The sequence below is a fragment of the Streptomyces sp. NPDC127100 genome, from assembly GCF_042724095.1.
Taxonomy (GTDB): domain Bacteria; phylum Actinomycetota; class Actinomycetes; order Streptomycetales; family Streptomycetaceae; genus Streptomyces.
The window spans coordinates 22,150-34,144 of sequence record NZ_JBHXFL010000037.1 but is presented as its reverse complement, the minus strand read 5'-3'; the positions used below and the strand labels follow the sequence as shown (position 1 = coordinate 34,144).

General features: G+C 73.5%; 14 protein-coding genes and 1 tRNA gene. 2 read left to right on the top strand and 13 right to left on the bottom strand.

Annotated elements, in window-relative coordinates:
- Position 1 precedes the first annotated feature (1 nt).
- The gene (locus tag ACFWJB_RS27120) at positions 2-1,147 is read left to right on the top strand and encodes an amidohydrolase family protein (protein WP_386925398.1); all 1,146 of its coding nucleotides are present in this window, start codon (positions 2-4) and stop codon (positions 1,145-1,147) included.
- A gap of 80 nt (positions 1,148-1,227) precedes the next feature.
- The gene (locus ACFWJB_RS27115) at positions 1,228-1,755 is read left to right on the top strand and encodes an NUDIX hydrolase family protein (protein WP_385460226.1); all 528 of its coding nucleotides are present in this window, start codon (positions 1,228-1,230) and stop codon (positions 1,753-1,755) included.
- A gap of 115 nt (positions 1,756-1,870) precedes the next feature.
- Here the strand turns inward: ACFWJB_RS27115 and ACFWJB_RS27110 are convergent.
- The 13 genes from ACFWJB_RS27110 to ACFWJB_RS27050 all read right to left on the bottom strand — a co-directional run bounded on the left by ACFWJB_RS27110 (position 1,871) and on the right by ACFWJB_RS27050 (position 11,979).
- A tRNA-Pro gene (locus ACFWJB_RS27110) sits at positions 1,871-1,944 on the bottom strand.
- A gap of 108 nt (positions 1,945-2,052) precedes the next feature.
- Entirely contained in the window at positions 2,053-3,384 is a 1,332-nt protein-coding gene (locus ACFWJB_RS27105; RefSeq protein ID WP_386925396.1) for an MFS transporter, read from the bottom strand.
- Between the two features lie 208 nt (positions 3,385-3,592).
- A complete protein-coding gene (locus ACFWJB_RS27100; RefSeq protein ID WP_385460156.1) occupies positions 3,593-3,952 on the bottom strand; it encodes an MmcQ/YjbR family DNA-binding protein in 360 nt (119 codons plus the stop codon).
- Positions 3,953-3,993: 41 nt separating this feature from the next.
- On the bottom strand, positions 3,994-4,527 hold the full coding sequence (locus ACFWJB_RS27095; protein WP_386925393.1) for a GNAT family N-acetyltransferase: 534 nt from the start codon (positions 4,525-4,527) through the stop codon (positions 3,994-3,996).
- Positions 4,524-5,117 carry a helix-turn-helix domain-containing protein gene (locus ACFWJB_RS27090; RefSeq protein WP_386925391.1) on the bottom strand — a complete coding sequence of 198 codons (594 nt, stop codon included), beginning with the start codon at positions 5,115-5,117 and terminating at the stop codon, positions 4,524-4,526. Before ACFWJB_RS27090 ends, ACFWJB_RS27095 begins: the two co-directional genes overlap by 4 nt.
- A gap of 33 nt (positions 5,118-5,150) precedes the next feature.
- Positions 5,151-6,536, bottom strand: a complete 1,386-nt coding sequence (locus ACFWJB_RS27085) for a B12-binding domain-containing radical SAM protein (RefSeq protein ID WP_386925389.1) — start codon at positions 6,534-6,536, stop codon at positions 5,151-5,153.
- Between the two features lie 83 nt (positions 6,537-6,619).
- Positions 6,620-7,522: a LysR substrate-binding domain-containing protein gene (locus ACFWJB_RS27080; RefSeq protein ID WP_385460147.1), complete on the bottom strand. Its 903-nt coding sequence runs from the start codon at positions 7,520-7,522 to the stop codon at positions 6,620-6,622.
- Between the two features lie 42 nt (positions 7,523-7,564).
- A complete protein-coding gene (locus tag ACFWJB_RS27075) occupies positions 7,565-8,758 on the bottom strand; it encodes a glycine C-acetyltransferase (RefSeq protein WP_385460145.1) in 1,194 nt (397 codons plus the stop codon).
- Positions 8,759-8,787: 29 nt separating this feature from the next.
- Positions 8,788-9,816 (bottom strand): L-threonine 3-dehydrogenase, encoded by a 1,029-nt coding sequence (gene tdh, locus ACFWJB_RS27070; RefSeq protein ID WP_385460143.1) that lies wholly within the window; start codon positions 9,814-9,816, stop codon positions 8,788-8,790.
- Between the two features lie 166 nt (positions 9,817-9,982).
- Entirely contained in the window at positions 9,983-10,558 is a 576-nt protein-coding gene (locus tag ACFWJB_RS27065; protein WP_385460141.1) for a GAF domain-containing protein, read from the bottom strand.
- Complete coding sequence (locus ACFWJB_RS27060) at positions 10,555-11,190, bottom strand: ATP/GTP-binding protein (RefSeq protein WP_386925386.1); 636 nt, start codon at positions 11,188-11,190, stop codon at positions 10,555-10,557. Before ACFWJB_RS27060 ends, ACFWJB_RS27065 begins: the two co-directional genes overlap by 4 nt.
- Positions 11,168-11,542, bottom strand: a complete 375-nt coding sequence (locus ACFWJB_RS27055) for a DUF742 domain-containing protein (RefSeq protein WP_386925384.1) — start codon at positions 11,540-11,542, stop codon at positions 11,168-11,170. Before ACFWJB_RS27055 ends, ACFWJB_RS27060 begins: the two co-directional genes overlap by 23 nt.
- 2 nt (positions 11,543-11,544) lie before the next feature.
- Positions 11,545-11,979: a roadblock/LC7 domain-containing protein gene (locus ACFWJB_RS27050; protein ID WP_385460135.1), complete on the bottom strand. Its 435-nt coding sequence runs from the start codon at positions 11,977-11,979 to the stop codon at positions 11,545-11,547.
- Positions 11,980-11,995: the final 16 nt, after the last annotated feature.

Sequence of the window (11,995 nt, the reverse complement as noted above, 5' to 3'; positions counted from 1 at the left end):
CGTGGCGGCCGGCCCGGTCCACGAGACCCTCGCCGCCCTCGACCTGGTCGATCACCACTGCCACGGCGCCGTCACCGACGATCTGGACCGTGCGGACTTCGAGTCGCTCCTCACCGAGGGCGAGGCGTGGCCCGGCTTCTCGTCCTTCGACAGCCCCGCCGGTCTCGCCGTCCGCCGGCACTGCGCGCCCCTGCTGGACCTGCCGCGCCACGCGTCGCCGGACGCCTATCTGGCCCGGCGGTCCGAGCTGGGCGCCGCCGAGGTGAACCGGCGGTTCCTGCGCGCCGCGGGCACCGGCGTGTTCTGCGTGGACACCGGGTACGCCCCGCACCCCGTGACCACGCCGGACGGCCTGGCCGGGGCGGCGGACGCGGTCGCGTACGAGGTGGTCCGGCTGGAGGGCGTGGCGGAGGCGGTGGCGGCCGGGGGTGTGGAGCCGGACGCGTACGCGGAGGCGTTCCGCTCGGCCGCCCGGGAGGCGGTGCGGCGGCCGGGCGTGGTGGGCGTGAAGTCGGTGGCCGCCTACCGCACCGGCTTCGACCTCGATCCGGCCCGCCCGTCGGCCGCGGAGGTGACGCGGGCCGCCCGGACCTGGCTCGCGCGCGGCGGCCGGCTGGACGACCCGGTACTGGTACGGCACCTGCTGTGGACCGCCGTCGAGCTCGGGCGGCCGCTGCAACTGCACACCGGGTTCGGCGACAGCGACATCCGCATGCACCGCGCCGACCCCACCCACCTGACCGACTGGCTGCACCTGACCGCCGGGACGGTCCCGGTCCTGCTGCTGCACTGCTGGCCCTACCAGCGGCAGGCGGCCTACCTGTCGGCGGTCTTCGAGCGGGTGTACCTCGACGTGGGCCTCACCCTGCACCACGTCGGCCCCGCCCGGGCGGGGGCGATCCTGGCGGAGGCGCTGGAGATCACGCCCTTCCGCAAGCTGCTGTACAGCTCCGACGCCTACGGAGTGGCCGAGTTCCACCACCTCGGGGCGCTGGCCTTCCGTCGCGGACTCGCCGGGTTGCTCCAGGAGCGGGTGGACGGGGACGAACTCGCCCTGCCGGACGCGCTGCGCATCGCGCGGTGGACGGGACGCGACAACGCGCGCCGGGTGTACGGGCTGCCCGGCGCCCCTCCGGACGACGGCTGAGCGACGTGGGGACGGTCACAGTCCCGGAGCGGCGCCCAGGAAGCACGAGACGCTGAAAGTATGATCAAGCGATGTCTGACATGACCGAAACCACGCCGGGCTGGCTGACGACCGACGAACTCGAGATGGCGCGCGCACGCATGCCGATCCTGTACGTCGAGGCCGTGCCCGTGCGCGTCGACGACAGCGGCGAAGTCACCAGCGTGGGCCTGCTGCTGCGCATCGGGCCCGACGGGACGGTCAGCCGGACCCTGGTCTCCGGCCGGGTGCTGCACCACGAGCGGGTCCGCGACGCACTGCTGCGCCATCTGGAGAAGGACCTCGGCCCGGTGGCGCTGCCCCGGGTGCCGTCCTCGCTCCAGCCCTTCACGGTGGCGGAGTACTTCCCGACGCACGGCGTCACCCCGTACCACGACCCACGGCAGCACGCGGTCTCCCTCGCCTACGTCGTGCCGGTGACCGGTGACTGCCGGCCCCGGCAGGACGCCCTGGACCTGGTCTGGTTCAGTCCGCAGGAGGCCTTGTCCGCGGCGGTGCAGAGCGAGATGCCCGGCGGGCACGCGGTGCTGCTGAAGCAGGCGCTGGCGCATGTGGGCTGCGTGATCTGACGGGGTCCGGCCCCGCGGGAGGGACCGGCGGGCATCGGCCTGCGGGTCCCTCGTCCGTGCCCGGAACCGACAAAAGGGTCCCGCGGGCTCTCGCCCGCGAAGACCCTTCGCTCTGTCGGGACGACAGGATTTGAACCTGCGACCCCTTGACCCCCAGTCAAGTGCGCTACCAAGCTGCGCCACGTCCCGTTGCCCGTGTGACCTGGGGTTTCCCCTAGCCGAACGCGCAGGAAAACCATACCGCACTCGGACCGGTGGTCGCGCACCGCTTTTTCGGGCCGGGCGGGGACCCGCAGGTCAGCTCCGGTCCGCGCGGGCCCGTCCGGGCAGCGTCCTCCGGTCCGGACCGGCCGTGCTCGCGTCGACGCGCACCAGGCCGCGTACCGCCGGTATCAGGAGCAGGGCGGTGCAGACCACGAAGCTCGTCGCGCCGGCGGTGAGCAGGACGTGGTCCGCGCCGAGGGCGGAGGCGGCGGGGCCCGCGAGGGCCTGGCCGACGGGCATCATGGCGAGGGAGCCCGCGACGTCGTAGGCGTGGATGCGGTTGAGGACGTCGGGCGGGACCTGGGTCTGCACGCTGGTCGCCCACATGACGCCCCAGAAGGACATGCCCGCGCCGGCGACTGCGGCTCCGGCGGCCATGGCCGGTACGCCCAGCCCGGCGCCGACGCTCGCCGGGAAGGCGGCGAAGCCGAAGAGGGCGATCGCGCCCGCGCGGAGCATGCGGCGCGGGCGCAGCCGCAGCGCGAGGAGACCGCCGACGACCGTGCCGGCGCCCAGGGCCGAGTTGACCAGTCCGTAGACGCGCGGGCCGTGCTGCTGCACGACCTCGGTCGCCACCAGGGGGACGGTCGGGCCCCAGACGGCGATCATGTAGACGCCCCAGACCGCGATGACGCCCCACAGCCAGGTCCGCGACCGGAACTCGCGCCATCCCTCGACGAGGTCGGCGCGGAAGGCCTCGGTGGCGCGGCTCCGGGGGGCGTCCGAGGCCCGGCCCCGGGGCGGGAGCGGGGGCAGGCGGAGCAGCAGCAGGCACAGGGCGCTGACCGCGTAGGTGGTGGCGTGGGCGGCGAAGACGCCGCCGGGCGAGGCGAAGCCGACGAGGAGTCCGGCCGCGGCGGGGCCGGCGAGCTGGGCCGCCGACTCGGCGACGCGTATGGCGCCGTTGGCGCCCTGGATGTCGGAGGCGAGCCGGGGCACGGTGCTGGCGACGCCGGGCTGGAACACGGCGCCCGCGACGCCGTTGAGGAAGCCGATCACGCAGATCTGCCAGAGAACCACGTGGCCGGAGAAGAAGAGGACGGCGGTGACGGCCTGGGTGACCAGGCGCACCAGGTCGGCGCCGATCATGAGTCTGCGGGTGCTGAACCGGTCGGCGAGCACCCCGCCGAAGACGACGAGTCCGGCGAAGGCCGCGGCCGTCGCGGCCATGGCGAGGCCGACGGCGCCCGCCCCGTACCCGTGCTGGAGCAGGCCGGCGGCAAGGGCGACGGGCAGCATGGTGTCGCCGAGCCGGGCGACGGCCCGGGCGACGAAGAACAGGGCGAAGTCCCGTGACCAGACGGGGCGTTCGGCCGTGCGCTGGGCCGGCCCCTCGTGCATGGACTCCGACGACGTCCCGGCCATCCCGCGCGCTCCCCTCCCGGCCGGTCACCGCCGGCTCCTGTGCTCCCCGGCCGGACCCACCGGCCCGGTGCCGCCCGCCGGGCGTGCGCCGGTCCCCCGGCCCATGGTCCCCACCGTGCTCCTGGCAGCCGGAGCCCCCCTCCGGCCCCGGCTGCCACGCTTGTCCCCGGGATCATGCCACGGGCCACCGACAACGCCCGAGGGCTTTTCAGCCCCCGGCCGGGAGTCCCAGGCGGGGATGCGCCTCCAGCAGCCGGGACGGGGCGGCCTGCCGCCAGGAGTCGGCGAGGATGTCGCGCAGCTCGTCCTCCCCGTCGAGGGCGGCGAGGCGGGCCCGCACCCAGGCGAACTGGGCCTCGTGACCGGCGATCCAGAACTTCTCCGGTTCGGCCAGCACCAGTTCGTCGCGCTCCTCCTTGGGGCAGCGCACCGCCATGGAGGTCTCGTCCTCGGGCAGCGTGGCGAACATCTTGCCCGCGACCCGGAAGGTGGGCATGCTCCAGGCGGTCTTCTCCGTGGTGTCCGGCAGGGACAGGGCGATACGGCGTACGTCTTCGGCGTCCGGCATGTCAGGCACCGTAGCCGCCGCCACTGACAACGAACGGGGAATCACCCGCCGGACGCGAGGGCTCCGACCTGCTTGAAGTAGAGGGTCGTCGGCCGCAGCACCCCGTCCGGGCTCGCCGCGTAGCCGGGGATCGTCCCGGCCCGCGTCCACCCGGCGGAGCGGTAGAGGTGCTCGGCGGGGCTGTCGGTCTCGGTGTCCAGGTGGAGCAGGGTGATGCCGGTCCGGGCGGCGGCCTCCTCGGCGGTGGCCAGCAGCCGGCGCCCGAGGCCCTGACCACGGGCCTCGCGGGACACCATGAGTTTCACCAGCTCGGCGCGGTGGCGGCTGTTGGGCTTGTCGGGCAGGGCGAGGCTCACGGTCCCGGTCACCCGGCCCCCCTGGTGGGCCACCCACACCGCCAGCCGGCAGGCGGCCACGGCCGCGGCCCGCCCGCGCCACCAGGCGAGGGCCTCGTCGCGGGCGAGGGGCGCCAGGAAGCCGACCGACGCGCCACCGTCCACGGTGTCGGTCAGCAGCTCGGCCAGGTCGCCCAGCAGCGCGGTCAGACGGCCCTCGTCCACACGGGTCACGGTCACGGCAGCACCACCGCCAGCACGTAACGCGCGTCCCGCGGGCCGGCGCACCGGAACCGGGTCGGCCCCCACACCCTCAGCCGCAGGCAGTCGCCGGTGCCGAGGTCGTGGGCGACGTCCTGCGCCGTCACCTCCAGCGCTCCTTCCAGGACCCAGATGTGCTGTTCCAGGCCCGGTACGGGGGGCCGGTCGTAGGCGATGTCGGCGCCGGCGGTGAGCCGTCCCTCGACGAGTTCGCCACGCAGGCCCGCGTGCGGCGGGGACACCGACCTGCGCACGAACCCGGCGGCGCGGTCCTCCCACCGCGGCTGCTCGCCGGCCCGCACCAGCAGGGCCGGTTCCGCCTCGACCTCGCTGAGCAGCCGGGACATGGTCCGTCCGTACACCGCGCACAGGCGGTTCAGGACGGCGGCGGTGGGGCTGATCTCCGCCCGCTCGGCCCGGGACAGCGTGGACCGGCTCACCCCGCTGCGCTCCGCCAGCTCGCCCAGCGACCAGCCGTGCTCGGCCCGCAGCTCGGCGAGGCGTGAGCCGAGCCGGACGTCGACCGGGTCCGCCTCGGGGACGGGTCCGCGCGCCTCAGTGTGTTTCATATCCGGGATGCTATCCCAGATCAGAGATACGGCTCAGCCGGCGACGCCGGACCGCCCGCCGAACGCGCTCAGCGTGCGCTCCAGCACCGGCAGGGCCCGCACGACCCGTCTCGACCGGATCAGCAGGTCCCAGGCGGGCTCGAACTTCTTCCAGCCCCCGGCGTACGCGAGGTGCCGCAGCCGCTCGTGCGCACCGGGCTGGGCCGCCGAGCCCCGCCAGATGCTGCTCCAGCGGTAGAAGTCGCGGTAGGCCCGCCAGTAGCCGTCCTCCAGCTGCCCGGCCGTCATGCCCCGGGGCCGGTGGACGACGTGGCGGGTGTCGTACAGGTCCCATTCGCGGTGCAGGATGCGGCCCTCGGCCTCCAGTTGCCGCCACAGTCCGGTCGACGGGTAGGGCGTCATGATGTGGAAGGTCGCCGTCTCGACGCCCTGTTCGACCGCCCACCGCACCGTCCGGTCGAAGACGTCCGGGCCGTCCTGGTCGAGCCCGAAGACGAAGCTGGCGTTGACCATCACCCCGGCGTCGTGCAGGCGCCGTACCGCCGCCCCGTAGTCCGTGCCGATGTTCTGGTTCTTGCGGCGTTCGGCGAGGTTGGCGTCGTTGACGGTCTCGAAGCCGACGAAGAGGCTGCGCAGGCCCGCCTCGGCCGCCCGTTCCAGCAGACCCGGTTTCAGCACGGAGTTGACCGTGCCGGCCGCCTGCCACAGCCGGCCCATGCCCTTCATGCCGTCGAAGAGTGCCTCGGCGAAGCGCGGGTTGCCGAAGAGGTGGTCGTCGAGGAAGTAGAGGTGGCGGCCGGGCAGGCGGTCGATCTCGGCGAGGGCGTCGTCGACGGCCTGCGTGTAGAAGGACTTGCCGCCCTCGAAGAAGGCGTCCTTGTAGCAGAAGTCGCAGTGGTGCGGGCACCCGCGCGAGACGACGAGGGAGTTGGGGACGAGGTAGAGGTCACGCTTGATCAGGTCGCGGCGCACCGGCGGCAGTCCGGCGAGGGTCCGCCGGGTGGAGTCGTAGCGGCGGGCCGGCACGCCGTCGCGGAAGTCCTTGAGGAACAGCGGCCAGGTGTCCTCGCCGGGGCCGGTGAAGACCGTGTCGGCGTGGGCCGCGGCCTCGTCGGGCAGCGAGGTGACGTGCAGGCCGCCCATGGCGACGTGGACGCCGCGGGCCCGGAAGTGGTCGGCGATCTCGTAGCTGCGCCGGGCCGAGGTGATGTACGGCTGGATCACCAGCAGGTCGGGGGTGGCCATGGCCGCCGGGTCCAGGCGTTCCACGTGCTCGTCATGGAGGGTGACCTCGTCGTCGGGGTCCAGGTAGCCGGCGAGGGTGGCGAGGCCGAGCGGCGGGAACAGCGAGTACTTGATGGGCCGGAACAGCGGGCTCGTCGCCTCGGTCAGGGCCGGGAGGATCATCGTCACGCGCATGACAGCCCAGACTGCGCGGGGCGGGCGGCCGGTTCCCGTCGTCGGCCGGGCCCGCGGCGTGCGGCGTGCGGCCCGCGGCGCCCCTACCGCTCGGCGACCGCCTCGAGCGCGTCCAGCACCGGCCGGATCAGCGGATGCCCCTCGGCTCCCCGGCGTACGGCCGCGAAGACCCGGCGGGTGGGAGCGACGCCGTCGACGGGGCGGACCACCACTCCGGCCAGGTCCATGCCGAGCAGCGCCGAGCGCGGTACGAGTGCCACGCCCGCGTCGGCCGCGGCGAGGGACACCACCGCGCGGAAGTCGTCCGAGGAGTGCTCGAGGCGGGGCTGGAAACCGGCGGTCTCGCAGGCCAGGACCACCACGTCGTGGCAGGGGTTGCCGGGGTAGGGGCCGATCCACGGGTCCTTGGCCAGCTCCGCGAGCGGCACCTCCGCGGCGTCGGCGAGCCGGTGGGCGACCGGGACGACGGCGTCGAAGGGCTCCGCGTACAGCGGGACGTGGGTCAGCCGCGGGTCGCCGGCGGACGGCGCCCCGCGGTACTCGACGGCGACGGCCACGTCGACCTGCCGGTCCAGGACCATCGGCAGGCTGGCGTCGCCCTCGGCGTCCCGCACGCGGATGCGTATGCCGGGTGCCGCCTCGGCGAGCCGGGCCAGCGCGGGGGCCACGACCAGGGTGATGCCGGTCGCGAAGGCGGCGACCGTGACCGTGCCGGCCTCGCCCGAGCCGTACGCGGCGAGCTCGGCCTCGGCCCGCTCGAGCTGGGCGAGGACGGCGTTGGTGTGGCTGAGCAGGATCTCGCCGGCCGGGGTCAGCCGTACGCCCTTGGCGCCGCGCTCGACCAGGCGGTGCCCGGTCTCCTGTTCCAGGGCGGTCAGCTGCTGGGAGACCGCCGACGGGGTCAGGTACAGCGCGGCGGCAGCCGCCGTCACGGTGCGGTGGTCCGCCACCGCTCGGAGGATGTGCAGCCGCCGTGCTTCGATCACGGCACCGATTCTCTCAGGCCCGGCGCACCGGGACGGACGGCGTCAGGCGTCCAGCTCCTCCCGCGCCGCCACGAAGGCGTCCACGGCCCGGTCGACGTCCGCGGTGGAGTGGGCGGCGGACAGCTGCACGCGGATGCGGGCCTGGCCCTGCGGGACCACCGGGTAGGAGAAGCCGATCACGTACACCCCGCGCTCCAGCAGCAGCTCGGCCATCCGGCCCGCCTTCGAGGCGTCGCCGATCATCACCGGCGCGATGGCGTGGTCGCCGGGCAGGATGTCGAAGCCCTCCTCGGTCATCCGGCGGCGGAACAGGGCCGTGTTCTCGGCGAGCCGGACGCGCAGGTCGTCGGCCGACTCCAGCAGGTCGATCACCTTGAGGGAGGCGGCGGCGATCACCGGGGCCAGCGTGTTGGAGAAGAGGTACGGCCGGGACCGCTGCCGCAGCAGGGCGACGATCTCGGCGCGGGCGGCGACGTAACCGCCGGAGGCGCCGCCCAGGGCCTTGCCGAGGGTGCCGGTGATGATGTCGACGCGGTCCATCACGCCGTGCAGCTCGGGGGTGCCGCGTCCGCCGGGGCCGACGAAGCCGACGGCGTGCGAGTCGTCCACCATGACCATGGCGTCGTAGCGGTCGGCGAGGTCGCAGATCTCGCGCAGCGGGGCGACGTAGCCGTCCATGGAGAAGACGCCGTCGGTGACGATCAGCTTGCGGCGGGCGTCGCCGGCGGCCTTGAGCTGGGTCTCCAGGTCGGCCATGTCGCGGTTGGCGTAGCGGAAGCGCCCGGCCTTGCTGAGGCGGATGCCGTCGATGATCGAGGCGTGGTTCAGGGCGTCGGAGATCACCGCGTCCTCGGGGCCGAGGAGGGTCTCGAAGACGCCGCCGTTGGCGTCGAAGCAGGAGGAGTAGAGGATCGTGTCCTCCTGGCCGAGGAAGGCCGAGAGCCGGGCCTCCAGCTCCTTGTGGACCTCCTGGGTGCCGCAGATGAAGCGGACGGAGGCCATGCCGTAGCCCCAGCGGTCCAGCGCCTCGTGGGCGGCGGCGACGACCTCGGGGTGGTCGGCGAGGCCGAGGTAGTTGTTGGCGCAGAAGTTGAGGACCTCGCCGGGGCGGCCGCCGGCGGTGACGTTCACGGTCGCGGACTGCGGGGTGCCGATCACGCGCTCGGGCTTGTGCAGGCCGGCGGCGCGGATCTCGTCGAGGGTGGCGCGCAGGTCGTCGCGCACGGAGTCGAACATCTCGGAAGCTCCTAGGAAAAGCGGATGTCTTACGCGGTCCAGTCGAGGATGACCTTGCCGCCCTTGCCGCTCGCGGCGTCGGCGAAGGCCGCCTCGAAGTCGCGGTGGCCGTAGCGGCCGGTGATCACGGGGGCGAGGTCGAGGCCCCCCTCGAGCAACACCGACATGGCGTACCAGGTCTCGAACATCTCGCGGCCGTAGATGCCCTTGACGGTGATCATCGAGGTGACGATCCGCGCCCAGTCGACGGGGAACTCCTCGGCGGGCAGGCCGAGCATCGCGATCCGGCCACCGTGGGTCATGTTGGCGATCATGTCGCGCATCGCCTCGGGGCGGCCGGACATCTCCAGGCCGATGTCGAAGCCCTCGCGCAGCCCCAGTTCGCGCTGGCCGTCGGCGATCGTGGCCCTGGAGACGTTCAGGGCGAGGCTGGCGCCGACCTTGCGGGCGAGGTCCAGGCGTTCGTCGCTCACGTCGGTGATCACGACGTTGCGGGCGCCCGCGTGCCGGGCCACGGCGGCGGCCATCAGGCCGATCGGCCCGGCGCCGGTGATGAGGACGTCCTCGCCGACCAGCGGGAAGGACAGCGCGGTGTGCACGGCGTTGCCGAACGGGTCGAAGATCGCGGCGACGTCGAGGTCGACGGGGACGCGGTGCACCCAGACGTTGGTGGCGGGCAGGGCGACGTACTCGGCGAACGCCCCGTCCCTGCCGACGCCGAGGCCGACCGTGGCGCGGCACAGGTGGCGCCGTCCGGCCAGGCAGTTGCGGCACTTGCCGCACACGAGGTGTCCTTCGCCGCTGACCCGGTCGCCGGCCTTGATGTCGGTGACGTCCCGCCCGGTCTCGACGACCTCGCCGACGAACTCGTGCCCGACGACGAGCGGGGTGCGGATGGCCTGCTGTGCCCAGCCGTCCCAGGCCCGGATGTGCAGGTCGGTGCCGCAGATACCGGTGCGCAGCACCTTGATGAGCACGTCACCGGGTCCCACCGCGGGCTCGGGGACGTCCGCGAGCCAGAGCCCGGGCTCCGCCTTCTCCTTGACCAGCGCCTTCAACGCTACGGCTCCTGACGGGTGTGGTCCCCGGCGCCGGGCATGCCGAAGCGGCCCGTGTCCGGGGACGGAAGTGGAATCGCACAGCAATCTGCCGTACGGGACCGCCCCGGGTCCATCGAGCCTTTCTTAAGCCCGGCCGCAGCTTTCCTTCACACCCGGCGACCGCTCACAGGGGCAGCCCGTCCTCGGCGCTGCGTTCGATGCGCCGTACGAGGTCGGCCGCCGACGACTTGACGGTCTCCAGGCCCGCCCTCCCCCAGGTGCGGGGCCGCACGTCGGCGGCGGACACCGTGCCCAGCACCGTCCCGGTGCTGTCGATGAGCGGCGCGCCGAGGTAGGCGTGGATGCCGAACCCGTCGACGACGGCGTTGCCCGCGAAGCGCGGGTAGTCGCGCACGTCCTCCAGGACCAGCGCCTTGCGCCGGACCACCACGTGCGGGCAGAAGCCGTGGTCGCGGGGCTGGACGCGGCCGAACTCGGCACGGGTGCCGTCCGCGCGCGTCACCGGCGGGACCTCGGGCACGCGCAGGCCCGCGAAGAACTGACCGCCCTCGACCAGGAAGTTGACCATGGCGTACGGCGCCTCGACGAGCCCGGCGAGATGGGCCGCGAAGGCGTCGAGGGCCGGATCCGGACGCTCCGCCAGACCGAGCCGGCGCAGCCGTCGCACCCGGGCCGGGGCCTCCCGGTCCTCGGGCGTGAGCAGCAGGCGCCCGACCGGGCGCGGCGGGTCGTAGCTCATGGGCGGGCTCCGTCGCTGTGGACGTACCCCGTCGCGGGGGCCGGTGTGTGGGCGATGAGGTGGCGTACGAGGGTGAGCAGCGTCTGCACGCCGGAGCTGGAGATCCGGGCGTCGCAGCGCACGACGGGGATCTCCGGGTGGAGGTCCATGGCCGCGCGTACCTCCTCGGGGTCGTAGCGGTGGCCGCCGTCGAACTCGTTGATCGCGACGACGAAGCCGAGGCCGCGCTCCTCGAAGAAGTCGACGGCGGCGAAGGACTCGTCCAGGCGGCGGGTGTCGGCGATGATCACCGCCCCGAGCGCTCCCTCGCACAGTTCGTCCCACATGAACCAGAACCGTTCCTGGCCGGGGGTCCCGAACAGGTACAGCACGTGCTGCGGGTCGAGGGTGATGCGGCCGAAGTCCATGGCCACGGTCGTCTCGAGCTTGTTCTCGATGCCGTCGAGGCTGTCGGTCGCCGCGCTGACGGTGGTGAGCAGTTCCTCCGTGCTCAGCGGTGCGATCTCGCTGACCGCGCCGACGAAGGTCGTCTTGCCGACACCGAATCCGCCCGCGACGAGGATCTTCAGTGCGGTGGGGAACAGGTTGGTGTCGTGGCCGTGGCCGTGGTCAGAGCTGTCGTCGTAGTCCATCGAGCACTGCCTCCAGAAGGGCCCGGTCCGTGGGGTTGCGGTGGAACGAGGCGGGGGGTTTGGTGGTCAGCGCGCCGCAGTCGACGAGGTCCGACAGCAGCACCTTGGTGACCGCGACCGGCAGCCTCAGGTGAGCGGCGAGCTCGGCGACCGGGAGGGGCGCCCGGCACAGGTCGAGTGCCTGTGCGTGTTCGGGTCCGAGGTAGCCGAGGGGCGTCGATCCCGTGGCCATCACCTGGGACATCAGGTCCAGTGCGACGGTGGGCCGGGTACGGCCGTTGCTGACGGTGAAGGGGCGGACCAGCCGTCCGGCCGCGTCGTCGAGCCAGGGCCCGTCGCCGGCCGTGGCCACCCTCAAGGCCTCATCGCCGGGGGTTCCACGGCGTGCTGCCGGGGTGCGGTGACCAGGTAGGGGCGGACGCTCTTGACCAGCATCGCCATCTCGTAGCCGAGCACGGCCGCGTCGGCCTCGCGGCCGGCCAGCACGGCGAGGCAGGTGCCGGAGCCGGCGGTGGAGACGAAGAGCAGGGTCGAGTCGAGTTCGACGACGACCTGCCGTACGTCCCCGCCGTCGCCGAACCTGACGCCGGCGCTGCGGCCCAGGGAGTACAGGCCGGAGGCCAGGGCCGCCATGTGGTCGGCGCTGTCCGCGTCGAGGCCGTGGACGGACTTCACCAGTCCGTCGCAGGACAGGAGCACCGCGCTGGTCGTGTGGGGTACGCGCTGCACGAGGCCGCTCATCAGCCAGTCGAGATCGGATACCTGGCCGGTCGGCGCGTCGCTCGCCATGGTGGATCGACTCCTT